We start from the raw sequence: 26,060 nt of genomic DNA on the forward strand, positions 1-26,060 counted from the left end.
CCCCTGGCGTCACATGCAGGCGGCAAGGGCCCTTGTGCAATGAACGACGACTATTCATGCCGATATCGCTACTCAAGCTGCTGCTGGTTGAAGACAGCCCACACGACGCGGAACTGACCCTGCTCATCCTGGAAAGCAGCGGTCTGAACGTTGACGCTACACTGGTCTACAACCACAAGGACGTGGAACGCGAACTGTCGGGCGGGCGTTTCGATCTGATTCTCAGCGACTACCTGCTTCCCGGGTCTTCCGGTCCGGATGTGCTGGCCACCGCCTTGCGTCTGGCCCCAAAGACGCCTTTCATTTTCCTTTCCGGCATTTTCGGCGAACAGCACGCGGTCGAGATGATGCGGATGGGGGCTGTGGACTATGTCCTCAAGCAAAACCTCAGAATGTTGCCCAAAGCGGTCACCCGGGCCGTGCTGGAAGTGCAGGAACGGGAGAAGCGCCAGCGGGCCGAGCAGACGCTGAAGGAAACCGAAATCCGCGCTCATCTGGCGATCGAGGCTGCAGAAATGGGCGTCTGGACGTACGACCCGCGCAGCGAGACGCTGCTATGGGACGAGCGCTGCAAGGCGCTGTACGGTGTGCCCGCCGATGCGCAGGTCAGTTTCAGCTTCATGTTCTCGCGCTGTCATCCAGAGGATCGTGAGGCGTTGCGCAGCAAGGTCCTGGCAGCGCTGAGCGGCGACACGGGCTTTCAGATCGAACACCGGATCCTCACCGAAGGGGAAGACGAACGCTGGGTCTTTTCCAATGGTCGCTCGCTGTTCGAAAACGGCCAGTGCGTGCGCTTTACCGGAGTGATGCAGGACATCAGCGAGCGCAAGCAGGCCACCGAAGCGCTTCAACAACTCAACGACATCCTGAACGAGCGCGTCGTACAGCGGACCCGCGAGCGCGACCGGACCTGGGAGCTGTCCCGTGAATTGCTGGGCGTCTTGCGTCTCGATCTGACGCCCATCGCGCTGAACCCGGCTTGGGAAGCGACCTTGGGCTGGACCCGCAACGACTTCCAGAGTCAGTCGCTCGCCGAGCTGATTCATCTGGACGACCTGGAGGCCACCCTCGGTGAAACCGCCAGCGTCGCAAATGGGCACGTGACCACCCGTTTCGTCAACCGCATGCGCCATGCCGATGGGGGGTATCGCTGGCTGTCCTGGACCATTGTGCCCGACGAAGGGGTGATGTACGTGGCGGTCCGCGACATCACCAGCGAGCGGACGGTCATGGACGAACTGGCGGCGACCAACAGGCGGCTGCGCGACCAGATCCGCGAACGGGAGCGAGTGGAGGCGGCGCTGCAGCAGATGCAGCGGCTCGAAGTGGTGGGGCAACTGACGGCGGGAGTCGCTCACGACTTCAACAACTTGCTCACAGTCATCCTCACCAGCGCCAACTTCCTCACCCGGGATCTGGAAAAGGGCGTGTTCACCAAATCACCCCAGCGCCTGGAGAATATCCGGGCTGCCGGCGAGCGGGGCGCCAAGTTGACCAGCCAGTTGTTGTCGTTCTCGCGGCGTCAGCGCCTGGAACCGGTCGCGCTGAACCTCAATGACACCATCGGCGGCATGCGCGAACTGCTGGGGCGCGCACTGGGTGGCAGCGTTTGGGTCGAGACTGACCTGGCCGAGGACCTCTGGAGTGCGCTGGTTGATCCGACCCAGACCGAAATGATCATTCTCAACCTGGCGATCAACGCCCGCGATGCCATGGCGCAAGGCGGTCAATTGCGCCTGAGCACTTGGAACGAGATGGTCTACCGCCTGCCGCAGCGGCCGGAAGACCCTGATCCCGGTGCCTACGTCGTGCTGTCGGTCAGTGACACGGGCTGTGGCATGAGTGAGGAGGTGCTGGCCAAGGCGTTCGAGCCGTTCTTCACCACCAAAGCCGTCGGCAAGGGGTCGGGCTTGGGACTGGCCCAGGTGTTCGGCTTCGCCAAGCAGTCGGGCGGGGGAGTGCGCATCGACACCGTCGAAGATGTCGGCACCACCATTCGGGTGTTCCTGCCCAGCATCGCCCAGACCGCGCAATCGGTCACCAGTGACTCGGACATGCCTGGCCACGCCGATGCGGACGACCTGCACCGCACCATTCTGTTGGTGGACGATGATCCGGCGGTGCGCTCGGTGACGGCGATGATGCTCGTTTCACTGGGCTATTCGGTCGTGGAAGCGGAGAACGGCGAAGAGGCACTGAAGAAAATCGATGCCTGCGTCGATCTCGTCCTGACCGATTTCGCGATGCCCAACATGACGGGCGCCGAATTGGCCGCTCGGGTGCGACGGGAGCATCCAGACTTGCCGGTGATGTTCATTACCGGTTTTGCCGACATCGACATTCTGGATGTCGATCAACAATTGATTGTGCAGAAGCCTTACAAGGAAGAAGAACTGGCGCGCAAATTGGCGAACGTGCTGATGAAAACGGGCACCAGTGTGGCCTCATGATAGAGAGGCCACGCGTGTTGGCACATGAAAGGGGGCAGGGTCGCGCGAAACAAATAGAAACATTTGCCGGAACCGACTCGCCTCGAGAACCACACAGTTGCCATCCCTCGATCCCGGATGGCGACCCTCATGCGTATCTCGAACAGTCCCTACAGCGGTATCTCACCCCAGGCTGACAGCGGCCAGGCCACTCGACATCCACCGCTTGACGTTTCAGCGCCCAAGCTTGCGAAACCCCAACTTTCTACCCAGAACGCCAACGTGCAGTTCGGCACCGCGACGGCGCAGGCGCCGGTCGGTGGCGACACGACCGAGAAACAATTGCTGTCCCTGCTCGCGCAGTTGACCCAGTTGTTCAAGGGCAACGTTCAACTTCCGCAGAACAGCCCGCAGGCTGTCCCAGATGGGCCAGCGCCGTCGGCCGCGGCCACTGGCGCCGAGAAAACGGCAGCGGCAACAGATGTGAACGCCGCAAAGCCCGTTGCAACTGCTGCCACGGCCGACGTGCCGAAAGCCGACGATGCGAGCTTCCTCGATGATTCCAAATACTCTTCGCCCAAGGAATTGGAGCGATGGGCACCCATGGTCGCCCATCTGCCACCGGAACAGCGCGAACAGGCAGCCAAGGAACTGAACCGGCCGATCGCCGCTGCCCGAATGGCCGCTGAAAAAGGCCCCGATGCGGCCAAAGCGATGGACTTCATCAACGCCAATCCGGCCCTGAAAACGGCGGTCGACACCGGCAAGCATGGCGGCAAGGCCGATGGCAAGATCACCGATGGTGACCTCAAAGCCTTCGCCAAGCATATGCAGAAGGCGGCTGACAGTGCCGACAAAGACATTGCCAATTATCAGAAGGACCATCCGGACGCCGACCCTCAATCCCTGGAGCTGGTCCGCAGCGCAGCCTTGATGCGTGCCAATGAACCCTTGACCAAGGCCGCCGATCCGAAACACGCGGCCGGGACCGAGGGTGAAACCAAGGTCGACGGACTCACCAGCGCCGATGGCCTCAAAGCGCTGCAGAACGATAACCCCGGCTTGGCCGGCCCTCTGCGTCAGGCCGCGAAGACCTGGGCACAGCCGGGCTTTCTAACGCAGATCGACCAGGGCGGTCTGTCGGGGCGCTCGCTGGCCGCCCACAGCCCGGACAAGTTGTTCAGCGCGAGCAACATTAGCGATTGGATCAAAAAGCAGGCACCTACCAATGGCGGAGAGTTCGCCAGCGTGCTCAGCGACGCGGCCACCCTCAATTCGGTGGCCAATACCGATATCAGCAAACTGGGCAAGGATGTCTTCGATCACCCTGCAGCCTATAGCGGCGAGCAGAAAGCCGCGGTCATGGTGAAGCTGCAGCAGACGCTGCAAAGCGTGGAGGCTGGCGAGGATTTGCGCAAAACCGGCAAGACCGAGGACGCCCTGAACGAAAAAATCGCACAGCTCCAGGCCGACCCCGATGTGCAGGCGTTCCTCGATCAACAGATTCCCCAGCAGTCTCGGGCCTTGGTGAACAGCACCCCGACCCTGCAAAAGGCGGTTACCGAGCAGATGCAGCGGGTCAACAGTGGGCAGGCGTTGCAAGCCGATCTGAACACCGCAGACAAAGCCGTGACCAAGGACAAGCCCAATGCGGATTACAGCAGTGCCCTGGGCGGGCTATCGGCCCAGTTGCAGATGCAGAAGGACTTGCTCGGCCCTGATGCCGCTGTTCCCACCGCGCAAGAGGTACTGGGCGGGCGCCCCGACCTGCAAGGGCGCATCCAGGATTCTTACGTTCGCAATTTCAGCGAAGGTGGGGCGGTCAGGCAGTTGCTTCACGCCAAAAAAGCCGACGGGGAGCAGGCGCTCAACAGCGCGGATGCGCAGAAAGCGGCCTACGACAGTGTGCTGTCCGAAAGCTTCGTCCAGGGGCAGCAAGGCAATTACGTACAGGCGACGTTCAGCCAGCTTCAGGATTCCAAGGCTGGGCGCAAGGTGTTGGACAACGCCAAGGGCGACAAGGATCACGCGCCCTCAATGTTGATGCAGGCCGCCTCGCATGTGGGACCCAAGGCATTCCAGTCCATTGCTGGCTTTGCGTCGGTCTCGGACATGCTCGCTCGCGGCGACAAGACCGACGCTGCCAAAACCCTCTATGACAGCACCAAGTCGGGACTCTCGGCGGCCAAGCATGGCTACGACGCGGTGGCCAAGTCTGCCGGGCGCGCGGGCTTGGGTGAGGTCGCCGCGAAAGTGGGCGGTCGAGTGGCGGGCATGGTCGTCGGCGAGGCGGCCGGGCTGGCCGCGGGGGCGGCCATCGGCGCCTCGATCCCGGTGGTCGGCTGGATCGCTGACGCGGCCATGAGCCTGGGCTTTGGCATCTCCGCAATCATCGAGGCGGTTAAAAAGCACAAGGCGCAGAAAGCCTTCGACCATAACGTCGACCCGGTTCTGGACCAGTTCGGCATTCCCAAGGCCCATTGATTCATTCCCCCTGAGCTGAAAGAGGTAAACGATCATGAGTATCGGTGTTTCGTCGCTTCGTCCGTTACAGGACCTGAGCACCCCCACGGACTTTTCCTCGCTGAGCGGCAAGTCCGGGCAGCACAACGCGCTCACCGGCGGTGGCAGCGGCAACCAGAGCATTGACCCCAGCACGTTGCTATTCGCCAACGCCGCGCAGCCGTCACAGGTGAACTTCGCGCCACCCAACAGTCAGGATCCGCAAGTCAATGCCAGCAATGCGCTTACCGGTAACAACGCGCAGAACGGCATCATGCAGCAGATCCTGACGCTGCTGATGGAACTGATGCAGTTGCTCAAGCAGAACAACCCCAACGCTCAGCCGAATGCCCAGAACCTCGCCGCGCAGAACAGTGGGGGAGGCGGTGGAGGGGGCGGCGCAGTGGACAATGGTGGCGGTGGCGGTGGCGTCGAGGGCGGGGGTTCGGGCGTCAATGCCCCGGCCAGCAACGCAGCTCGCGGCGTCACGGACGATACCGCTGTGAGCGGGTCGGGCGATCTGCACTTGCCCAAACAGCTAGAGCCGTATCGCAGCGACATCTTGGACGCCTCCAACGCCACCGGTGTCCCTGCCAACATTCTTGCGGGCCAGATCTGGGCTGAGTCTCGCGGTCAGCTAGGACAGGACACCACCAACGTCAACGGCAAGACCGACGCGGGCCTGATGCAAGTCAACGCTGACACCTTCGCTGGGCTCAAAAAGGAAAACCCCGATTTGTTGGGCAATGCTGACGTGAACAATGTCCACGACAACATCATGGCGGGCGCGCTGTACATGCGTGACCAGCACCAGGCCTTCGGCGACTGGGGCTCGGCACTGCGCGCCTATAACTCAGGGCCGGACAAAGTGGTCAAGGGTGACCTTGCCAACGTGGGTGGGGTGGGCGATCCCAACTACGTAGACAACGTGATGAATTTTGCCAAGATCATCGAAAGCGGCCAGGGCCAACTGCCAGCCTGATCTTAACCGCTGCCGCACCCGGCAGCGGTCCTACACCCCCGCCCAAGCCGCTGATGGCACAAGCAGTGGCTTGGGCTTCTCCATTGTTGCGGCTTCAGCCTGTTCGTCGTTTCAACATGCACTGTCCCAAGTATCGTCAAATCAATCGGTTAACGCAGCTTGCTCGTCCGGTTATTACCGGTTTAACACGGCGTGCACTTAATTGAGGCATGTCGAGCGTTGCATTATTACTGAATCGTCAATGGCGTTTTTCGAAGTTGCAGCGGCGGCAACTTGCACAATTGTGCTTTTATTGCGTTCCGACGAACTAATGGGCGGGGTTTCGCTCGAATCTTTCGGTAAGATATGAAACCCCATTCGGCGGGCAACCTGGAATTGCCAGGCACGCCTGGAGAAAGGGTTCTACCCTAAGCAAGTGTGGGCACAAGCCTATCAGGCCAGTGCATTGATCGTGATCGACCACCGGCTGTTCTGGCCGAGTTCGTTAGTTGCAAAAAAACACCTGATTATTGAGTTCAAGTGCATCGTTTTATTGTCGAGTCAGGCAACTATCGGGCCGTGGGCTCGTACCGACCGACATGACATCTGGAGCATCGGTTATGAAAAGACAATTGATAGTGGGCCTCACGGTTTCCGTGCTGGCAGTGGGTGTATCCGTTGCTTTTGCAGCGTCCGACGTCAATGACAGCAAAACGGTCGCCGAATACGGCTCTGAGAAAGTCGGGCCCAACAGGACCGCCTCCGACGGCGCCGATCATGTCGGCGCCAATGCGACAGCGTCCGATGGTTCGGATCGTGTAGGCGCCAACCGTGTAGCGGCCGATGGCGCTGATCGTGTCGGTGCCAATCGGGTGGCAGCGGACGGTGCCGATCATGTGGGTGCAAATTCGGTAGCCGCCGATGGAGCGGATCGCGTGGGCGCCAACCGTGTAGCGGCCGATGGCGCTGATCGTGTCGGTGCCAACCGTGTGGCAGCGGACGGTGCCGATCATGTGGGTGCAAATTCGGTAGCCGCCGATGGAGCGGATCGCGTGGGTGCCAACCGCGTCGCAGCCGATGGAGCGGATCGCGTGGGTGCCAATCGTGTAGCGGCCGATGGAGCGGATCGCGTGGGCGCCAACCGTGTAGCGGCCGATGGAGCGGATCGCGTGGGCGCCAACCGTGTAGCGGCCGATGGTGCCGATCGCGTGGGTGCCAACCGTGTTGCAGCGGATGGTGCCGATCATGTGGGTGCAAATTCGGTGGCCGACGATGGTGCGGATCGCGTGGGCGCCAACCGTGTAGCGGCCGATGGTGCGGATCGCGTCGGTGCCAACCGTGTGGCAGCGGACGGCGCCGATCATGTGGGCGCAAATTCGGTAGCCGCCGATGGAGCGGATCGCGTGGGCGCCAACCGCGTCGCGGCCGATGGTGCGGACCGCGTGGGTGCCAATCGTGTAGCCGCTGATGGTGCGGATCATGTGGGTGCAAACGCCGTGGCCGCGAATGGTCAGCCTGAGCGCGGTTTGGCGTCCGATGGAGCCGACAGGACCGGTGCCGCGCGTCTGGCCGAGCAGAGTAAAAAACTGGACCACATGAATTTCCGGGAAGTGGCCGGTGAAATGGATTACGACCGTCTGACCAAATAAGCGCGCCGTCAGTGCAACTGAACAGCGCCCTCTGCAGCACAACATCTGCCGAGGGCGCTGCCGTTTTCCGGGCCAGTGCGGGCCGAAGGTGCTAGATTCGCAGTTTTAACCCCGGACAGCCCCCGATGTCGGACCGCACGATTATCATTCCTCCCTTTCAGCAAATTATCGCGGACCGCGCCGGTTACGCCCCGGCCGTCATGGTGGGCGACACGCTTTATTGCGCGGGTCAGGTCGGCCGCACCGCGGACCTTGAGGTGATCCAGGACCCCGAACGCCAGTTTCTCGCTGCGTGGGACAACCTGCGGCAAGTGTTGGAAGCGGGTGGTTGCACTTTCGCTGACGTGGTCGACATGACCACTTATCACGTGAACATGTCCGAGCACATGGCAGTCTTCCGCGCGGTGAAGGACCGAGTTTTTCCGCGCGGCCTGTGTGCGTGGACATGCATCGGCGTGAGCGAGCTGGCTCGCCCGGGGCTGTTGGTAGAGATCAAATGCGTGGCGGTACGGCGTTCGACGTGAAGGGTGGCGCTGATCCTGAAAGGCTGAACTAACCGTTTTCGTGGCAGGTCGTTTGACAGAGTCTCATACAGCCTGGAGTGTTCCATGAAGCCCTATATCATCTGCCACATGATGTCCTCCCTGGACGGTCACGCCCTCACTGACGGCTGGGACCGTGCCTTCAAAAAGGCCGCGGGCGACCTCTACGAGCGCCTGGCGCAAACGTTCGAATTCGATGCCTGGATCTGCGGCCGCGTGGCCATGCAGGAAATCGCCCACGATGAAGGCTACCCCACCGGCCTGGCCAGCTCACCGATTCCACGCACGTCGCACATTGTCGAGCGTAATGCCGAGACCTACGCGATCTCGATCGACCCACAGGGCAAGGTGGCCTGGAAGTCCAACGAGGCGCTGGGCTCCCATGTCGTGGAGGTTCTGACGGAGGCGGTCGCGGACGATTACCTGGCGTACTTGCAATCGGTGGGGGTGTCCTACGTGTTCGCGGGCAAGCAGACGATCGATCTCGCCCAGGCAGTAGAACGCTTGAGCGAGGAACTGGGCTGCCAGCGCTTTATCGTGGAAGGGGGGCCGCATGTCAGCGGATCCTTCGTCAACGCCGGTCTGGTGGATGAGGTCAGCGTATTGGTGTTGCCGCTCATCGATGGCCGTGGCGAGCATCCGGCTTCCTTCGAAGTCTCGCCCCAGGCGTGGCAGCAGGCCGCACACCTGAAACTTACCAGCGCCGAAGTGCAGGAAGGCGGCGCGGTCTGGCTGCGTTACAACTGCGCTTGATTCGCATGTAACGAGGGCGTCCGGCCAACAGGCGCCGTGCCGACGGCGCCTTGTACCAGGTCGATGAAGGCATTGAGCGCAGGCGAGCGAACACCGCGGCGCCACGTCAACCAGATGTTGAGGTAGCGGAATTCTTCGTTCAGAGGATACGCATTGACGTTACGACTGCCCGGCATGCTTTCCAGCATGCTGCGCGGGACCATCGCCACCCCGGCGCCCGCCGTCACGCAGGCCAGCATTCCATGGTAGGACTCCATCTCGAAAATCTTGCCCGGCGTCGCCATGTCCGCCTTGAACCACGCCTCGAAGTGTCGGCGGTACGAGCAGTTCTGGCGAAAGGCGTAGACCGTCTTGCTGCTGACATCCTGAGCACGGGTCACCGGCATGTGGCTGGCGGCGGTGATCAACAACATCTCTTCTTCGAATAACTCGATCCCTTCCAGGTCAGGATGGCGCAGGGGGCCATCCACGAACGCGGCACTGAGCCGGCCGGACAGCACGCCATCGATCATGTCGCCTGACGGGCCGGTCGACAGGTCCAGCTCGACCTTGGGGTAGCGTTGGTGAAAGGCCGCCAGCAGCGAAGGAATCCGCACTGCCGCCGTGCTTTCCATTGATCCGAGGGAAAACACGCCTTGGGGTTCGGAGCCGGACGTCGCCTGTCTCGCTTCCTCGACCAGCTCCAGAATCCGCCGGGTGTATTCCAGAAAGGTCCTGCCAGTGGCGGACAGGCGCAGCCGCAGCTTTTCACGGATGAACAGGTCGACTCCCAGTTCCTGCTCGAGCTGCTTGATGCGGGTGGTCAGGTTCGAGGGCACGCGGTGCAGGCGCTGAGCGGCGGCGGTGATGCTGCCTTCCTCGGCGATGGCTTTGAACAGTTCGAGTTGTGTCAGGTCCACGGGAGAGCGCCTTCTTTCTCTTTTAGAGAATGTATTTTTGATAATTATTCATTATCGGAAATTTCTTCCAAAGCCTATCGTGGCGCCAAGACTTCAGCAACGGGCAGCCGCTCGCGGGTGAAGATCAACCCTTATTGGAGGCTATCGCCATGTCCGTACACGCATCGTCGACCCATGCCATCTCCCTGAACCCGGCCACCGGTGAGGTGTTCGCTGAATACCCTTTCGAGCAGGCTGCCGATCTGGAACGCTCGCTGGCGCGCGCTGCGGCCGGTTTCAGTCAGTGGCGCAGGCAACCGGTCAGCACACGCGCCGCACAACTGCGCGCCATCGCCCAGGTGCTGCGTCGCAAGGCCGACGCCCTGGCGCGGATGATGACGGCGGAAATGGGCAAGCCCATTGCCCAGGCGCGCGCCGAAGTGGAAAAGACCGCCGTGACCTGCGAGTGGTACGCCGAGCATGGCCCCGCCATGCTGGCCCCTGAAAAGACCCCGGTGGAAAACGACAAGGCTTACATCGACTACCTGCCACTGGGGCCGATTCTGGCGGTCATGCCGTGGAATTTCCCCATCTGGCAAGTCATGCGCGGCGCGATTCCGATGATCCTTGCGGGCAACACCTACGTGCTCAAGCACGCCCTCAACGTCATGGGCAGCGCCTACCTGCTGCGCGAGGCCTGGGCTGAAGCCGGGCTCCCCGAGGGCGTGTTCGAAGTGATCAACGTCGGCAACGAAGGCGTGTCCAGCGCCATTGCCGATCCGCGCATCGCTGCGGTAGCTGTAACGGGCAGCGTCCGGGCGGGCGCTGCCATTGCCGCCCAGGCCGGCGCTGCGTTGAAGAAGTGTGTGCTGGAGCTGGGCGGCTCCGACCCGTTCATCGTGCTGGCCGACGCCGATCTGGACGAGGCGGTGAAGGCCGCCACTGTCGGTCGCTACCAAAACAGCGGCCAGATCTGCGTCGCGGCCAAGCGCATCATCGTGGAAGAAAGCGTGTTGCCGGTGTTCACCGAGAAGTTCGTTGCGGCGGTCAACGCACTCAAGGTTGGTGACCCTTTGGATGAAGCGCACTATATCGGCCCGATGGCCCGATACGACTTGCGCGACGAGTTGCACGGCCAGGTCCTCAAGACCCTGGAGGAGGGCGCGACGCTGTTGCTCGGCGGCGAGAAGCTGCCAGGAAAAGGCAACTACTACGCGCCCACTGTCCTGGCGAACGTACGCCCGGGCATGACCTCTTTCAAGGAAGAGCTGTTCGGCCCGGTGGCCTCGCTGATTGCCGCCCGCGACGCCGACCACGCGGTGGCCTTGGCCAACGACAGCGAATTCGGCCTGGCAGGCAGCGTCTGGAGCGCTGACGTGACCAAGGCGCGCGACATCGCGGCTCGGCTGGAAACCGGTGGCGTATTCATCAACGGCTACACCGCGTCCGACGCACGGGTGCCGATTGGCGGCGTGAAGAAAAGCGGTTTTGGCCGCGAACTGTCGCATTTTGGCATTCGTGAGTTCTGCAACGCCCAGACGGTGTGGCTGGATCGTCGCTGATCAGTGGACGCCTCGATCCTGTGTCAGGGCGTCCTTCGATTTTTTTCGACCGGTTGCTTGACTTCCCTTTTTCAATCAGTAAGATAGCTCGCATTCCGCGATAGCTCAGTTGGTAGAGCAAGTGACTGTTAATCACTGGGTCCCTGGTTCGAGTCCAGGTCGTGGAGCCACATAGAAGACGGAAAAGGCCAGCTAAATAGCTGGCCTTTTTTGTGGGCGTCTACCAGCGATTGTCCCTACGGTAGTCGACGTGATAGTCATGGCCCCGCGGGTGCCAGGCGTGTGGCGGCGGAGGGGGTGGCGGTGCGAACCGGCGTGGCGCGACGGGCACGTAGGCCACCGGCTGATACACCGGCTGGTAACGCGGGCGAGGCCGATAATCCCGATAATCGGGGCGGTGGTGATCATGGCCCGAGCCGCTGATCACCGTGGCCAATACCGCACCCACTGCGGCCCCGGCGATGACCGGCACGACGACGTCGCGATCGGCGGCCGATGCGGCACCCGCAGCGACCAGGCAACCGGACAGGATCAGGGCTTTTGTCATCTTAGAAATCATGGTGTCTCCTCAGGCGAGGTATTGGGTTCGCCATGGAGTCATGAAACCCCGAATCGCTGTAAAGGAACGTCTGCGTTCCGTAAAAGTTGAGTAAAGGGTCAGGATCGACCCCTCCAGGAATATGCCCATGAACGAACAGCTATTGTCCGCCCGCCTTGAGCGCGTTGCGCAGTGCGTGCCAAGGGGCGCGCGCCTCGCCGACATTGGCTCCGACCATGCGTATCTGCCGGTGGCCTTGAAGCGTCGCGGGCTCATCGAAGCTGCCGTGGCGGGGGAGGTGGCGCAGACGCCTTTCGCTGCCGCCCTGCGGACCGTGCGTGATAACGGCCTGGAAGGGACCGTCCGGGTGCGTCTGGCCGATGGACTGGCCGCCATTGAACCGGGTGACGGTATCACCGCCGTCAGCCTGTGCGGGATGGGCGGCGAAACCATTCGCGACATCCTCGACCGCGACCACGAGCGGCTGACCGGCCAGGAGCGCCTGATTCTGCAACCCAATGGCGGCGAGCAGCCCCTGCGCCAATGGCTGATGGATAACTGCTACCGCATTCTTCACGAAGAGGTCTTGCGGGAAAACCGTTTCGATTACGAAATCATCGTCGCCGAGCGCACCGGGCCCGTTCGCTACAGCCCCGAAGCGTTGTATTTCGGCCCGCTTTTGCTGCAATCCCGCCCCGCGGCATTTCTGCTCAAGTGGCAGCGCCTGCTCGAAGGCCGGCAACGAACGCTGGCCGATTTCGCTCGCGCCCGGCGGCCGGTGCCCGGCGAGAAAGTGGACGCCATCGAAAGGGAAGTGCGGTGGATCAGCGACATGCTCGGCGTAGGCAGCACGTCAGGAAACTGAAGGGTCTACAGCGTCATGACCATTTCATGCCAGGCCATGCCGCCATGGTCCGATTCGGAAGGTTTCACGTACTGGTAGCCCATGCGCGCATACAGCTCGACGTGCCGTTCCTTGCACATCAGGTGGATCGTGCGTTTGCCCAGCGCACGCAGGCGCTCGACGAAGGTGCGCATCATCAGGCTGGCGTAGCCTTTGCCTTGATGGGCTGGGTCGATCACCACGGACATGATGACCGCGTTCGGCGCCGCACTGTCATGACCGACCAACTCCTTGAACGCTTCATCGGACATCACTACTTGATGGGCGCAGCCACAATTGATGAAGCCGATGATCTGCCCGGCCAGCTCCATGATCAGAAAACCTTCCGGGTATTGGGCGATGCGGATCGCGATCTTCTCACGGGTGGCGGCTTCATCACCCTCATAGGCCGTGGTTTCGATCTCGAAGCAGCGCTCGACATCGGCCAGGGTGGCGGTGCGAAAAACGGGGGCGGTCATGGCAGTCTCATCGTGCGGGGAGGACGGCATGATAAAAAAAACCGGCTGACTGCGCTGCTTTTTTACGGCGGGGCAGACGCGCGCATTTGTAGTCGATCGCTTGGCCGCTACGAATGGGCCGCCCGTCCGCCGCTTCTGAAGGGGCGTGCCCCTGGGCAGGGGCACGAGAGGGCATCAGTCGATGCGAGGATGCTGCTGTGCCAGTTCCTTGCGCTTGGCCTCCAGTTCGGCGATTTGCGCGTCGATGTCTTCGATCTTCTGCTCGATGTTGTCATGGTGCTCTTGCAGCAGTTCTCGCGCCTCCTGGATATCCGAAGCCGCAGGCGCGGCACCCCGCAGCGGTCGGTTAGCGGTTTCTTTCATGGTGACACCCGTGACCAGGCCGATGACCGCGATGACCATCAGGTAATACGCTGGCATGTACAGGTTATCGGTGCTTTCCACCAGCCACGCCGCGGCCGTCGGGGTCAGGCCAGCGATCAATACCGACACGTTGAATGCGCTGGCCAGCGCGCTGTAGCGAATGTGGGTGGGAAACATCGCGGGGAGGGTGGAGGCCATCACGCCGATGAAGAAGTTGAGCACCACGGCGAGGATCAACAGGCCCGCGAAGATCAAAGCGATCTTGCCACTGATGATCAGCATGAACGCCGGGATCGACAGAACGAACAGCGCGATGCTGCCCACGATAATGAAAGGCTTGCGGCCGATCTTGTCGCTGAGGAAGCCGATCAGGGGTTGAACGAACAACATGCCGACCATGATCGCAATAATGATCAGCACCCCATGGTTCTCGCTGTAATGCAGGTTGTGCGAGAGGTAGCTCGGCATGTAGGTGAGCAGCATGTAATAGGTGACGTTGGTTGCCACCACGATCCCGATGCAGGTCACCAGGCTGCGCCAGTGTTGGGTCGCGACCTCCTTGAACGACACTTTCGGGCCACCGGACAGACCTTCCCGATCGCCTTGTTCCAGCTTGTCGACGTGCTGTTGAAACGCAGGCGTTTCTTCAAGGGCGTTGCGCAGGTAAAGCCCCAGCATGCCCAGCGGCAACGCCAGGAAGAACGGCAGGCGCCAGCCCCATTCCTGGAACTGGTCCTCGCCGATGACAGCCGAAATCAGCACCACGACGCCCGCGCCCAGAACGAAACCGGCGATGGAACCGAAGTCCAGCCAACTGCCGAGGAACCCGCGTTTACGGTCGGGGGCGTATTCGGCAACGAAGATCGAGGCACCGGTGTATTCGCCGCCGACCGAAAAGCCCTGGGCCATTTTCGCCAACAGCAAGAGGATGGGCGCCCAGATCCCGATGGACGCGTAGGAGGGAATCAGGCCGATGGCGGTGGTGCTCAACGACATGATCACAATGGTGGCCGCCAGGACTTTCTGGCGACCGTACCTGTCCCCTAGCGCGCCGAAGAATACGCCCCCCAGCGGCCGAATCAGGAACGGCACCGAAAAGGTGGCCAAGGCTGCAATCATCTGCACCCCTGGGCTTGCGTCGGGGAAAAACACTTTGCCCAGCACGTAGGCGACGAAGCCGTACACGCCGAAGTCGAACCACTCCATGGCGTTGCCCAGTGCTGCGGCGGTGATCGCCTTGCGCATCTTTGCATCGTCGACGATGGTGATGTCTTTGAGCCCAATGGGCTGGACTTTTTTCTTGCCTGATTTCATTCGGGTCACTCGGTTGCTGATCGGTATCGCAGGACGTCGATGCTGTCGGTGTGATGGCATCGCTCTTGGTTCAGATACGAAGGGATACAAAAAAATTCAGTATCGCCAGGTTTTTTCCCAGCAGGACCCGCGATGGCGTCCGTCCGTTTGCCCGGTGAACGCAGGGAGACCGGACGCGCATTTGCGTGCCGATCCCGTAGAATCACGGCTTATTCATCGGTTTCTTCAAGGCGGTAGCAGTGGATGTGCAGCAGGGCTTTGTCCTGACCCGACATTGGCGTGACACGGAGGCAGGGACCGAGGTCGACTTCTGGCTGGCCACCGACGATGGGCCACGCCACCTGCGTCTGCCGCCGCAGACATCGACGGCGTTCATTCCAGCGGTGCATCGCGAGCGGGCCGAAGCCGTGCTGCGCCAGGAACGCCACGTCGAACTCAAGCCGCTGGAACTGTGTGATTTCCGCCATCGGCCGGTGCTGGGGCTCTACACCCGGCAGCACCGGCAATTGATGAACCTGGAAAAGGAACTGCGCAAGGCCAGTGTGGACGTGTACGAAGCCGATGTACGGCCTCCCGAGCGCTACCTGATGGAGCGTTTCATCACCGCACCCGTGCAATTCAGCGGTCAACCGGATGCCAGCGGCGTTTGGCTCAATGCGCACCTCAGGCCCGCACCGGATTACCGACCCAAGTTGAAACTGGCCTCACTGGACATCGAAACCACCGAGCGTGGCGAGCTGTACTCCATCGCCGTGGAGGGCTGCGGCCAGCGTCAGGTGTACATGCTCGGCCCGCCCAATGGCGATGCGTCGGGCGTGGACTTCTCGCTGGAATACTGCGACAGCCGAGCCGCGCTGCTGGAGCGCCTCAACGGCTGGATGGCCCGGCATGATCCCGACGCAATCATCGGCTGGAATGTGGTGCAGTTCGATCTGCGGGTGCTGCATGAACATTCCCGACGCCTCAATGTGCCGCTGCGCCTGGGGCGTGATGGCGAGGCCATGGGCTGGCGGGAGCACGGTCAGGCCCATCATTACTTCGCCTCGGCGGCGGGACGGTTGATCATCGACGGCATCGAGGCGCTACGCTCGGCGACCTGGAGTTTTCCTTCGTTCAGCCTGGAAAACGTCTCCCAGACGCTGTTGGGCGAGGGCAAGGCAATCGACAACCCCTACCAGCGCATGGACGAAATCAACCGCATGTTCGCTGAGGACAAGCCTGCGTTGGCCCGCTACAACCTCAAGGATTGCGAGCTGGTCACCCGGATTTTCGAAAAGACCGAACTGCTGACGTTCCTGCTCGAACGGGCCACGGTGACCGGATTGCCCGCCGACCGCAGCGGCGGCTCGGTCGCTGCCTTCGAGCATCTTTACCTGCCGCTGATGCACCGTCAGGGCTTCGTCGCCCCCAACCTCGGCGAGCGCATGCCCGAAGCGAGCCCCGGCGGCTTTGTCATGGACTCTCGTCCCGGCCTCTACGAATCGGTGCTGGTGCTGGATTACAAGAGCCTGTATCCCTCGATCATCCGCAGTTTTCTGATCGACCCGGTTGGATTGATCGAAGGCTTGAAGCACCCCGACGACAGTGAATCGGTTGCCGGATTTCGCGGCGGCCGTTTTTCCCGGACCCGGCATTGCCTGCCTGCCATCGTCGAGCGCGTGGCGCAGGGGCGCGAAGCCGCCAAGCGGGAGCGCAATGGGCCACTGTCTCAGGCGCTGAAGATCATCATGAATGCCTTCTATGGCGTCTTGGGCTCCAGCGGTTGCCGTTTCTTCGATACCCGTCTGGCTTCATCGATCACCATGCGTGGCCACCAGATCATGCGCCAGACCCGTGAACTCATCGAGGCCCAGGGCTACGAAGTCATTTATGGCGACACGGATTCCACTTTCGTCTGGCTCAAGCGCCCCCATGGCCAGGAAGAAGCCGCGCAGATCGGCAAAACCCTGGTGCAGGGCGTCAATGACTGGTGGCGCGAGCACTTGCGCGCCGAGTTCGGCCTGCAGAGCGCCCTGGAGCTGCAGTTCGAAACACACTTCAAGCGCTTTCTGATGCCGACCATCCGTGGCGCGGAGGAGGGCAGCAAGAAGCGTTACGCCGGGCTGGTCACCCGCGCCAACGGCGAGGACGAAATGGTCTACAAAGGCCTTGAAAGCGTGCGCACCGATTGGTCACCGTTGGCCCAGGCCTTTCAGCAGGAATTGTACAAGCGCATTTTTCAGCGCCGCCCTTACCAGGATTACGTCCGCGACTACGTGCGCAGGACGCTGGCGGGGGAAATGGATGACCAGTTGATCTACCGCAAACGCCTGCGCCGTTCCCTCGATGATTACGAACGCAATGTGCCGCCTCACGTTCGCGCGGCTCGCCTGGCCGATGACTACAACCGTCGCCAGGGCCGCCCGCTGCAATACCAGAACCGCGGCTGGATCAGCTACGTGATCACTGTGGCCGGTCCTGAGCCGTTGGAATGCCGCAGTGCACCGATCGATTACGACCACTACATCACGCGCCAACTGCAGCCGATCGCCGACGCGATACTGCCCTTCGTCGACGACGACTTCACGACCTTGATTGGCGGCCAGATGGGGTTGTTCTAGGCAAGCGCCTGGCCTGCGGGGCGGTGCGGCTTCACACACGATGGCCAAGCACAGGCGAAAAATTTACGAGCGCCCAACGAGCGGGGCTCATGCCTCGCAAGGGTGCGAGCCAGAGCCTTTGAAGCGATCCGAAGAGCGACTGCCACAGGTCGCTTTTTTTAATTGGGCGCGCGCAAGCGCTTGCGCGAATCGTTTCAGCTCTTCTATTGTGTTTCAAGGTACTTCCCGAGAGCGGCCTCTGCACGCGGTGCACGAGGCGGCCCAGGCATAAAAACAAGAGCCTCGGAGACACTGATGAACAGCCCATACGCTGTGCCGCCCGTTACAGGCATGCTCGTTGACGCCCCCTCTCCATCGATTGCGCAGGGGCGACCATGAGCGCCGTCCTCGCTGAACCCCTCGATCCCGTGCTGGAAATGAAGGCCATTTCCAAGACCTTCAACGGCCTGCGCGTGCTCAAGGAAGTCTCGTTGAAAGTCTATGCCGGTGAAGTCCATGCGCTGATGGGTGAAAACGGGGCGGGCAAATCCACCTTGATGAAAATACTCTCCGGCGCTTATCAGGCCGACACGGGAGGGCAGATCCGTATTGCCGGCAATGACCTGTCGGCCTTCGACCCGCTGACGGCCAAGGCGCAGGGTGTTGCGGTGATCTACCAGGAACTGAGCCTCTGCCCGAATCTCAGCGTGGCGGAAAACATCTATCTGGGCCGCGAACTGCGCCGCGGGTGGAGCATCGATCGCAAGGCGATGGAGGCCGGCTGCGTCGATGTCCTCGTGCGCTTAGGGGCGGATTTCAAGCCGTCCACCAAAGTCAGCCTGTTGTCCATCGCCGAACGCCAGTTGGTGGAGATCGCCCGGGCCTTGCATGCGAAGGCGAAAATCCTGGTCATGGACGAGCCGACCACCCCGCTGTCATCCCGCGAAACGGACCGCTTGTTCGCGTTGATCAAGCAACTGCGCGATCAGGGGCTGGCGATCATCTACATCAGCCATCGCATGGCCGAGATTTATGAGCTGTCCGACCGCGTTTCTGTCCTGCGTGACGGCGAGTACGTCGGCATGCTGCGTCGCGACGAGCTGTCTGCCGAGGCCTTAGTAAAAATGATGGTGGGCCGCGACCTGTCCGGGTTCTACAAAAAAGAGCACGCGCCCTACGATCCCGGGGAAGTGGTGATGCGGGTCCGCGATATGGCGGACGGCAAGCGCGTCAAGCCCTGCAGTTTTGACCTTCATGCCGGCGAGGTGCTGGGTATCGCGGGGCTGGTCGGAGCAGGGCGCACGGAGCTGGCGCGGCTGATTTTCGCGGCCGATCCGCGCCGCTCAGGGACCCTGGAAGTTGCGGGCAAACCGGTGACGGACCTGCACACCCCAGCGGATGCCATTCGCGCGGGAGTGGTCTACCTCACCGAAGACCGCAAGGCGCAAGGGCTGTTTCTCGACATGAGCGTGCGCGACAACATCAACGTCTGTGCCTGTGTGCCGGATGCCCATGCCGCGGGCGTGCTGGACCGTGGCAAAGGCGCGCAACGGGCCGCGGAGGCCATCCGTTCGCTGTCGATCCGGGTGGCGTCGGGCAGGGTCAATGTCGGTGCGCTGTCCGGTGGCAATCAGCAGAAGGTGCTGCTGGCGCGACTGCTGGAAGTCAAACCTCACGTGCTGATCCTGGACGAGCCCACCCGTGGGGTGGACATCGGCTCCAAATCGGAAATCTACCGCATCATCAACGAACTCGCGAAAGCCGGGGTGGGCATTGTGGTGATCTCCAGCGAGTTGCCGGAAATCATCGGCACCTGCGACCGGGTGTTGGTCATGCGCGAAGGGCAGTTGGTGGCGGAAGTCGGCGGCGCGTCGGGGCAGGCGATTTCCCAGGAGCGGATCATCGACCTGGCCACGGGCGGCCAGGCTGCGCAACCGGGTTCCGACGCCATCGGCGCTGCGATATGAAGGCCTGAACCTCAACGACAATAATAAGGAGCCTGGACGATGAGTCTGCCTCTGCAAAACTCGCCCGCCGTCGCCGCGATCAGTAAGCGCGAGCGTATGCGTGACCTGATGCGCACCTTGGGTATGTTGCCGGTGCTTGTATTGCTGGTGCTCGGTTTCGCGCTGATGACCGACAGTTTCATGACCTGGCAGAACCTGTCGATCATCACCCAGCAGGCTTCGGTCAATGTGGTGCTGGCGGCGGGAATGACGTTCGTGATCCTCACCGCCGGTATCGACCTGTCGGTGGGGGCGATTCTCGCGGCCTCGGCGGTCGTGGCCTTGCAAGCCTCGATGTCGCCGCAGTGGGGCATGCTGGGGATCTTCGCCGGGGTGGGCTTCGGTTTGCTGCTGGGGTTGGTCAATGGCGGGCTGATCGCCTTCATGCGCTTGCCGCCCTTCATCGTCACCCTGGGTGCGCTGACCGCCATGCGAGGGCTGGCCCGATTGCTGGCGGACGACAAGACGGTGTTCAACCCCGACCTGCCGTTCGCCTTCATCGGCAACGATGCGTTATTCGGCGTGCCCTGGCTGGTGGTGATCGCCGCAGCGGTCATCGTGATTTCCTGGTTCATCCTGCGGCGCACGGTCATGGGCGTGCAAATCTATTCGGTGGGCGGCAATCCTGAAGCTGCCCGTTTGTCCGGGATCAAGGTGTGGAAAGTCCTGCTGTTCGTCTACGCCGTTTCAGGTGCACTGGCGGGGCTGGGCGCCGTGATGAGCGCATCGCGCCTGTTCGCGGCCAACGGCCTGCAGCTCGGGCAATCCTATGAGCTGGACGCCATCGCTGCGGTAATCCTCGGCGGCACCAGCTTCACTGGGGGCGTGGGCACCATCGGCGGCACCTTGATCGGGGCGCTGATCATTGCCGTGCTGACCAATGGCTTGGTGCTTCTGGGCGTCTCGGACATCTGGCAGTACATCATCAAAGGCATCGTGATCATCGGCGCGGTGGCGTTGGACCGCTATCGCCAGTCCGGTGCACGAACCTGAGGGCCTGCCGCTGAGCACCGTGGCGCCTTGATGGAAAGGCTCCGCCACACCGATCACGAACTGGATACCCGTTGAACGCGTCAATCACAAGAGAGAAAACATGAACGTCAAACGCCTATTCCCCACTGCCGTATCGTTGTGTCTGGCTGCACTCGTGGCCCAAAGTGTCGAGGCCCGCGAGCTGAAATCCGTGGGCATCAGTCTGGGTTCGCTGGGCAACCCCTATTTCGTGACCCTGGCCGAAGGCGCGAAAGCCAAGGCGCTGGAGATCAACCCGCAGGCCAAGGTGACGTCGGTTTCCGCCGATTACGACTTGAGCAAACAGTTTTCCCAGATCGACAACTTCATTGCGGCAGGCGTCGACCTGATCCTGATCAACGCAGTGGACCCGAAAGCCATCGCTTCGGCGGTCAAGAAAGCGCAAGCCGCGGGTATCAAGGTGGTCGCCGTCGATGTCAGTGCTGCCGGCGTGGATGCCACGGTGCAGACCGACAACGTCGAGGCGGGCAAGCTGGCGTGCCAGTTCATCGTCGACAAGCTGTCGGGCAAAGGGAACGTGATCATCGAGAACGGCCCGCAGGTCACTGCAGTGACCGACCGGGTCGCCGGTTGCAAGTCCGCGTTCGCCGCCGCTCCGGACATCAAGATCCTGTCCGATGACCAGGACGCCAAGGGCTCCCGCGACGGCGGCCTGAACGCCATGCAGGGTTATCTGACCCGCTTCCCGAAAATCGATGGCCTGTTCGCGATCAACGATCCGCAAGCCATTGGCAGTGACCTGGCGGCCCGCCAGCTCAAACGCAGCGCAATCATCATTACATCGGTCGATGGCGCACCGGACATCGAACACGCCCTGAAGTCCGATTCGCTGATTCAGGCCTCGTCCAGTCAGGACCCCTGGGCCATGGCGCAGCAGGCGGTGGTGATCGGCAATGACCTGCTCAATGACAAGCCACCGGCACAAGCGGTGACCCAACTCACGCCGAAGTTGATCACCCGTGACAATGTCGGCACCTACACCGGTTGGTCGAGCAAACGCTGAAGCGCCATGCCGAGGGAGTGAACGCCGTGGTCAAGATGGAGGACGTGGCGCGCCGCGCGCGGGTGTCGACCTCGACCGTGTCCCACGTGCTCAACGGCACGCGCAAAGTCAGCGCGCAAACGGTGGACGCGGTGCAGCAAGCGGTGCGGGAGTTGGGTTACATCCCCAACACCCTCGCGCGCTCGCTGGCCCGTTCGCGCACTTACACCCTCGGCGTGGCGATTTCGGCGCTCTCCAACCACTATTTCAGCGAGACCGTCCACGCCATCGAAACCGAATGCGCCCGGCACGGCTTGATGATGCTTTTTGCCGACACCCACGATGACCCCGTGCAGGAATTGCGCGTGGTGGAAGCGCTGCATCACCGCCGGGTCGACGGCATTCTGTTGGCACCGTCCAGCGATCCAGAACGGGCAGCACTCGGCTACCTGCGGACCCATGCCATTCCCACGGTGCTGGTGGACCGGCTGGCGGCGGAGGGCTTCGATCAGGTGGGGGTGGAGAACCGCGCGTCGACCCAGGCGCTGGTCACCCATCTGATCGGCCACGGTCACCAGCGCATCGGCATGATTGCCGGGCACCGTGGCCTGAGCACCACCGAAGAGCGCATCGAGGGGTATCGGCAGGCGCTGTCGGACGCGAACCTGAGGTTCGACGACCGCCTGCTGGTCAATGGTCAGTCCAATAGCGAATCGGCGCGCCGGGCGGCCCTGAGCTTGCTGGCATTGCCGGTGCCGCCGACGGCGATCATGGCGGCCAACAACCTGATGACCATCGGCGCCATGCAGGCCCTGCGAGAAGCCGGTGTGCAGGTGCCGGATCAGATGGCGCTCGTGGGCTTCGACGACTTCGACTGGGCGGATTTCTTCCTGCCGCGCCTGAGCGTGATCGCTCAGCCGGTGAAGGCCCTGGGCGAGCGGGCGGTGCAATTGTTGTTGCAGCGCATCGACGACCCCGAGGGTGAGCGCCAGTCTGAACGGCTGCCCGCCACGCTGCGCATCCGAAATTCGTGTGGATGCCCCTCCGGCGTCCCGTTGAAAGGAATTGAACCGACATGAGCGACGCCGTTTCGCTGGGCATCGATCTGGGCACCTCCGAGCTCAAGGCGATTCTGCTCGACAGTCACGGGCACGTACTGGCAAAAGCCGGTGCTGGGCTGACCACGGCTCGCCGTCAACCGGGCTGGTCCGAACAGGATCCGCTCCACTGGTGGCAGGCCTGCACCGATGCGCTTGAGCGCCTGCGCAGCGACGCCCCCATGGCGTGGGCCCGGATCGCTTGCATCGGCCTCTCGGGGCAGATGCACGGCGCGGTGCTGCTCGATGCCGAAGGGCAGGTCCTTTACCCTGCGGTGCTCTGGGATGATTCACGCGCCGTTGAAGAGGCCGAGCAGCTGAACCGCGACTTTCCCGGCTACGCGCAGGTGACGGGCAGCCTGGCCATGGCCGGCCTGACGGCACCCAAGCTGGTGTGGCTCAAGCAGCACGCGCCAGCGGTGTTCGCCCGCGTTGATTGCGTGTTGTCGCCCAAGGATTACCTGCGCCTGCGGTTGACGGGAGCGCGAGCCAGCGATGTCTCCGATGCCGCCGGCACACTGTGGTTGGATGTGGCCAATCGCACCTGGTACGAACCGATGCTGCGCGCCTGCGGCCTCACCCTCGCGCAGATGCCTCGCCTGCTGGAAGCCAGCGAGCCGGCGGGGTGCCTGACGTCCGAAGCGGCCCAGGCGCTCGGGCTACCTCGGGACCTTGTGGTGGCGACCGGCGGCGGCGACAACCCGGTCGCGGCGGTCGGCATTGGCGCAATCCGCGCAGGCGATGCCTTCATTACCCTGGGGACCAGCGCCGCGCTGGTGGCGATTACCGAGCACCCCGCGGGTAACCCGGCCCGTGCCGTGCACAACTTCTGCCATGCGTTGCCGGACCGCTGGTACACCATGGGGGCGATGTTGGCAGGAGCCAGTTGTCTGCGCTGGGTCACGCGGCTGCTGGGCCAGCCGGATGAGCGCGTGCTGCTGGAGCAGGTCCGCGCGGCCTTGCCGCTCGATCGGCCCGTTCCCTTGACGCACCCCTTGTTTCTGCCGTATCTCGCGGGCGAGCGAACGCCGCACAACGATCCGCTGTTGCGTGGCGGCTTCATGAACCTCGGGCACGACTGCACCCCGGCGATGCTCGGCTACGCCGTGCTGGAGGGGGTGGGCTTCGGGCTGCTGGATGCCCTGAATGCGGTGTTGTCGGCGGGGGCCACCGTCAACGCCTGTGCGTTGGTGGGCGGGGGCGCACGCAGCGATTACTGGGCACAGTTGTTGGCCAACATTGTGGATCGCGAAATCTTCACCTTGCAGGGCAGCGAGTTGAGTGCCTGCATCGGCGCCGCGCAGTTGGGATTGCTGGCCATCGGTCACTCCGAGGAACGCCTGTCGGCAGGGCTGCCGATCCAGGCCCGCTTCCAGCCAATGCCCGCCGTGCAGCCAGCCTTGGAGGAGCGGTATGCGAAGTTCCGCAGCTTACTGAGCGCAGCCCGGGGGCTGCATGAATGACGGGCGCGCTGATGATTCGTTGCCCCTCTAGACTCGCTCAGGCGAGGGCCTATCAGGGCCTCAGCCGCCGCGTGCCAGCCCCATCTGATCAGCAATTTCATTCCAGAGGTGCATCGCCACATAGGCCCGCCATGGCTTCCAGCTCTGCGCGTGCTTGAGTTGGTCGACCTTGCGGGTCAGTTCGGGCATCCGCCGCGCGATGGCCTGCATGAGCACCAGATCGGTGGCAGGCCAGGCGTCGGCGTCACGCCAGGCGCGCATCGCGGCGTACTCGACGGTCCAGGGGCCAATTCCCGGCATGTCGAGCAGTTGCCTGCGAAGCGTCGCGATGTCGGGCTCGTCGTTATCGATGTCCACCTCACCGTCGGCCACCGCCTGGGCAAAACGTTGCAGCGCGGCGACGCGTTTGCCCGGCATGCCGATCTTGTCGAGGTTTACCTGCGCCAAGGCATACGGTGTCGGGAAATGCCACGGCGTCAGGGGGTGAGAGGGCTCAGTCGCAGCGGTACCGGCGCGTTGCACCAGACGGCCGACGATGGTCGTCGCCGCTTTGACGCTCACCTGCTGCCCGACGATGGTTCGCACCACCAGTTCGAACCCGGACCAGGCGCCGGGGACGCGCAGCCCCGGCGCATTGTCGAGCAGCGAGGCGAGCCATGGGTCCTGCGTCAGGCCTTGGCGGACGGCGTCCGGGTGCGTCTTGAGGTCAAACAGGCGAACCAGGCGTGGCGTCATCCGGTCCAGATGATGCCGCGCCTCACCCTCGACTCGCACGATCAGCACGTCGCGCTGCGGATCACGGCGTACGCTGAGCAAGCCGGTCGCATCGTCGACCTTCACAGTCCGGTAGTACACCTGTTCATGCACTGCTTCTACGCCGCCGGTGGCCCGGCCGCTGAAAAATCGCAGCATTCGGGTCCAGTCGAACGGCGGGATGAATTCGAGCTCAAGCTCGTCATAAGCGGCAGCGGCGGCAAGTGTCATCACATCCTCATGGGAAAAGCACGGCTTGGGGGAGCAGGGTAGCGCATCGAGCCACCGTTTGAAGCCGTTCCACGCAGCGTGCGCTCACTGCGCGGTTGGCGCGGCGCCCAGGCAGAAATAGCTGAAAAGCGCGTAGAGCCGACCCACTGGCGCGCCTGGCCAGGCGTCAATCCCTGAACAATTAGGTAAGCTTTCTCTACCCCATGACGCACCCCATGACGCCACGGCCCCGCCTGGCCTCGGGTGCAGACACAGGAACAGCCATGAAAAAATCCAAAGCCGAGACCGCACAGACCCGCAAGCGGATCGTTGACGTCGCGTCGCGGGAATTCAAGCGAACCGGCATCCAGGCGACACGGGTCTCGGACATCATGGCCGCCGCCGGTTTGACCCATGGCGGGTTTTATCGCCACTTCGACTCCAAGGAACAACTGCTGGCCGAAGCCTGCGCGACGGCCATGCAACGGATCGCCGAGAAGGCCAGCGCGGCGGTCGGCGGCGGGGAGCGCGGGCTCGCCGACTATTTCAACGACTTTCTATCCCTGACTCAGCACGACGACTGCGCACGCAGTTGCACCTTCGTCACGATGGGCAGCGAGCTGGCGCGTGCCGACGAGCATACGCGGCATGCGATTTCGGAAGGTTTTCGTACCTGGATCGACATCCTGGCCAGGCAGGCCGAGGAGCAGGGCTCGACCCACGCCCGTGCCGACGCAATGTTCAGGCTGGCCGCGATGATCGGTGCCGTGACCTTGGCCCGTATGCTCGACGATCCCGAACTCGCCAACGAGGTGCTGGCCCAGGCCCGTCAGCGGCTGGCCGAGCCTGCAGGGAATCGCCCGACTGCCGACTGATCCCCGCCCTCGGCCAGGCTCGACGGGTGAGACACACCAGAGAGAGCCAAGGAACCACTTTAGATTGTAACCATCATCTAACAAATGTTAGATTTTGTTTCGGCGCGCTTTGCATGACGATCGACTTATCATCCCGCAAGGCTCATTCCCACCTTTTCGTTCGATGATTGCTGAGGCTCGGCTCCAGGAACGGCGCCTGCACGCAACGCA

20 protein-coding genes, 1 tRNA gene and 2 pseudogenes are annotated in these 26,060 nt (G+C 62.5%); 18 read left to right on the top strand and 5 right to left on the bottom strand.

Annotated features, from left to right (window positions below):
* The first annotated feature begins 56 nt into the window (after positions 1–56).
* The 8 genes and pseudogenes from N5D61_RS04670 to N5D61_RS04700 all read left to right on the top strand — a co-directional run bounded on the left by N5D61_RS04670 (position 57) and on the right by N5D61_RS04700 (position 8,836).
* The gene (locus N5D61_RS04670) at positions 57–2,450 is read left to right on the top strand and encodes a hybrid sensor histidine kinase/response regulator (protein ID WP_108239683.1); all 2,394 of its coding nucleotides are present in this window, start codon (positions 57–59) and stop codon (positions 2,448–2,450) included.
* 129 nt (positions 2,451–2,579) lie between these two features.
* A complete protein-coding gene (locus tag N5D61_RS04675; protein WP_279891083.1) occupies positions 2,580–4,913 on the top strand; it encodes a type III effector HrpK domain-containing protein in 2,334 nt (777 codons plus the stop codon).
* 175 nt (positions 4,914–5,088) lie between these two features.
* A complete protein-coding gene (locus tag N5D61_RS04680; RefSeq protein ID WP_279891132.1) occupies positions 5,089–5,913 on the top strand; it encodes a lytic transglycosylase domain-containing protein in 825 nt (274 codons plus the stop codon).
* 989 nt (positions 5,914–6,902) lie between these two features.
* Positions 6,903–7,118, top strand: a pseudogene (locus N5D61_RS26455) (hypothetical protein); the annotation flags it as partial.
* Between the two features lie 45 nt (positions 7,119–7,163).
* Positions 7,164–7,352, top strand: a pseudogene (locus N5D61_RS26460) (hypothetical protein); the annotation flags it as partial.
* Positions 7,353–7,388: 36 nt separating this feature from the next.
* Positions 7,389–7,541 carry a hypothetical protein gene (locus tag N5D61_RS04690; RefSeq protein ID WP_279891138.1) on the top strand — a complete coding sequence of 51 codons (153 nt, stop codon included), beginning with the start codon at positions 7,389–7,391 and terminating at the stop codon, positions 7,539–7,541.
* A gap of 125 nt (positions 7,542–7,666) precedes the next feature.
* Positions 7,667–8,065, top strand: coding sequence for a RidA family protein (locus N5D61_RS04695; RefSeq protein ID WP_279891085.1), 399 nt, complete (start codon positions 7,667–7,669; stop codon positions 8,063–8,065).
* Between the two features lie 84 nt (positions 8,066–8,149).
* Positions 8,150–8,836 (top strand): dihydrofolate reductase family protein, encoded by a 687-nt coding sequence (locus tag N5D61_RS04700; RefSeq protein WP_279891087.1) that lies wholly within the window; start codon positions 8,150–8,152, stop codon positions 8,834–8,836.
* Here the strand turns inward: N5D61_RS04700 and N5D61_RS04705 are convergent.
* Positions 8,821–9,735, bottom strand: coding sequence for a LysR family transcriptional regulator (locus tag N5D61_RS04705; protein WP_108240499.1), 915 nt, complete (start codon positions 9,733–9,735; stop codon positions 8,821–8,823). The genes N5D61_RS04700 and N5D61_RS04705 overlap by 16 nt on opposite strands.
* A 149-nt stretch (positions 9,736–9,884) precedes the next feature.
* On the opposite strand from N5D61_RS04705, the gene N5D61_RS04710 reads away from it, so the two are divergent.
* Positions 9,885–11,276 (top strand): aldehyde dehydrogenase family protein, encoded by a 1,392-nt coding sequence (locus tag N5D61_RS04710; protein ID WP_279891090.1) that lies wholly within the window; start codon positions 9,885–9,887, stop codon positions 11,274–11,276.
* Positions 11,277–11,370: 94 nt separating this feature from the next.
* A tRNA-Asn gene (locus N5D61_RS04715) sits at positions 11,371–11,446 on the top strand.
* Between the two features lie 50 nt (positions 11,447–11,496).
* Here N5D61_RS04715 and N5D61_RS04720 read toward each other — a convergent pair.
* Entirely contained in the window at positions 11,497–11,835 is a 339-nt protein-coding gene (locus tag N5D61_RS04720; protein ID WP_108240501.1) for a hypothetical protein, read from the bottom strand.
* Positions 11,836–11,962: 127 nt separating this feature from the next.
* On the opposite strand from N5D61_RS04720, the gene N5D61_RS04725 reads away from it, so the two are divergent.
* Positions 11,963–12,679: a tRNA (adenine(22)-N(1))-methyltransferase TrmK gene (locus tag N5D61_RS04725; protein ID WP_108240502.1), complete on the top strand. Its 717-nt coding sequence runs from the start codon at positions 11,963–11,965 to the stop codon at positions 12,677–12,679.
* Positions 12,680–12,684: 5 nt separating this feature from the next.
* On the opposite strand, the gene N5D61_RS04730 is transcribed toward N5D61_RS04725, so the two are convergent.
* Together N5D61_RS04730 and proP are read right to left on the bottom strand one after the other, a co-directional pair.
* Complete coding sequence (locus N5D61_RS04730) at positions 12,685–13,176, bottom strand: GNAT family N-acetyltransferase (protein WP_108240503.1); 492 nt, start codon at positions 13,174–13,176, stop codon at positions 12,685–12,687.
* 174 nt (positions 13,177–13,350) lie between these two features.
* A complete protein-coding gene (gene proP / locus N5D61_RS04735; protein ID WP_108240504.1) occupies positions 13,351–14,853 on the bottom strand; it encodes a glycine betaine/L-proline transporter ProP in 1,503 nt (500 codons plus the stop codon).
* Positions 14,854–15,092: 239 nt separating this feature from the next.
* On the opposite strand from proP, the gene N5D61_RS04740 reads away from it, so the two are divergent.
* The 6 genes from N5D61_RS04740 (at position 15,093) to xylB (ending at position 24,012) form a co-directional block, all read left to right on the top strand.
* A complete protein-coding gene (locus N5D61_RS04740; protein WP_279891094.1) occupies positions 15,093–17,453 on the top strand; it encodes a DNA polymerase II in 2,361 nt (786 codons plus the stop codon).
* 374 nt (positions 17,454–17,827) lie between these two features.
* The gene (locus N5D61_RS04745; RefSeq protein WP_279891095.1) at positions 17,828–19,399 is read left to right on the top strand and encodes a sugar ABC transporter ATP-binding protein; all 1,572 of its coding nucleotides are present in this window, start codon (positions 17,828–17,830) and stop codon (positions 19,397–19,399) included.
* Positions 19,400–19,438: 39 nt separating this feature from the next.
* The gene (locus N5D61_RS04750; RefSeq protein WP_108240508.1) at positions 19,439–20,431 is read left to right on the top strand and encodes a ribose ABC transporter permease; all 993 of its coding nucleotides are present in this window, start codon (positions 19,439–19,441) and stop codon (positions 20,429–20,431) included.
* A gap of 100 nt (positions 20,432–20,531) precedes the next feature.
* The gene (locus tag N5D61_RS04755; RefSeq protein ID WP_279891098.1) at positions 20,532–21,473 is read left to right on the top strand and encodes an ABC transporter substrate-binding protein; all 942 of its coding nucleotides are present in this window, start codon (positions 20,532–20,534) and stop codon (positions 21,471–21,473) included.
* Between the two features lie 26 nt (positions 21,474–21,499).
* Positions 21,500–22,531: a LacI family DNA-binding transcriptional regulator gene (locus N5D61_RS04760; protein ID WP_279891099.1), complete on the top strand. Its 1,032-nt coding sequence runs from the start codon at positions 21,500–21,502 to the stop codon at positions 22,529–22,531.
* On the top strand, positions 22,528–24,012 hold the full coding sequence (gene xylB, locus N5D61_RS04765) for a xylulokinase (protein ID WP_279891101.1): 1,485 nt from the start codon (positions 22,528–22,530) through the stop codon (positions 24,010–24,012). Before N5D61_RS04760 ends, xylB begins: the two co-directional genes overlap by 4 nt.
* A 60-nt stretch (positions 24,013–24,072) precedes the next feature.
* Here xylB and N5D61_RS04770 read toward each other — a convergent pair whose 3' ends face one another.
* Positions 24,073–24,996 (bottom strand): DNA-3-methyladenine glycosylase, encoded by a 924-nt coding sequence (locus N5D61_RS04770; RefSeq protein ID WP_279891102.1) that lies wholly within the window; start codon positions 24,994–24,996, stop codon positions 24,073–24,075.
* A 263-nt stretch (positions 24,997–25,259) separates the two neighbouring features.
* On the opposite strand from N5D61_RS04770, the gene N5D61_RS04775 reads away from it, so the two are divergent.
* A complete protein-coding gene (locus tag N5D61_RS04775; RefSeq protein WP_108240513.1) occupies positions 25,260–25,850 on the top strand; it encodes a TetR family transcriptional regulator in 591 nt (196 codons plus the stop codon).
* Positions 25,851–26,060: the final 210 nt, after the last annotated feature.

Source organism: Pseudomonas sp. GD03842, assembly GCF_029841165.1.
In the GTDB taxonomy this organism is placed as follows: Bacteria; Pseudomonadota; Gammaproteobacteria; order Pseudomonadales; family Pseudomonadaceae; genus Aquipseudomonas.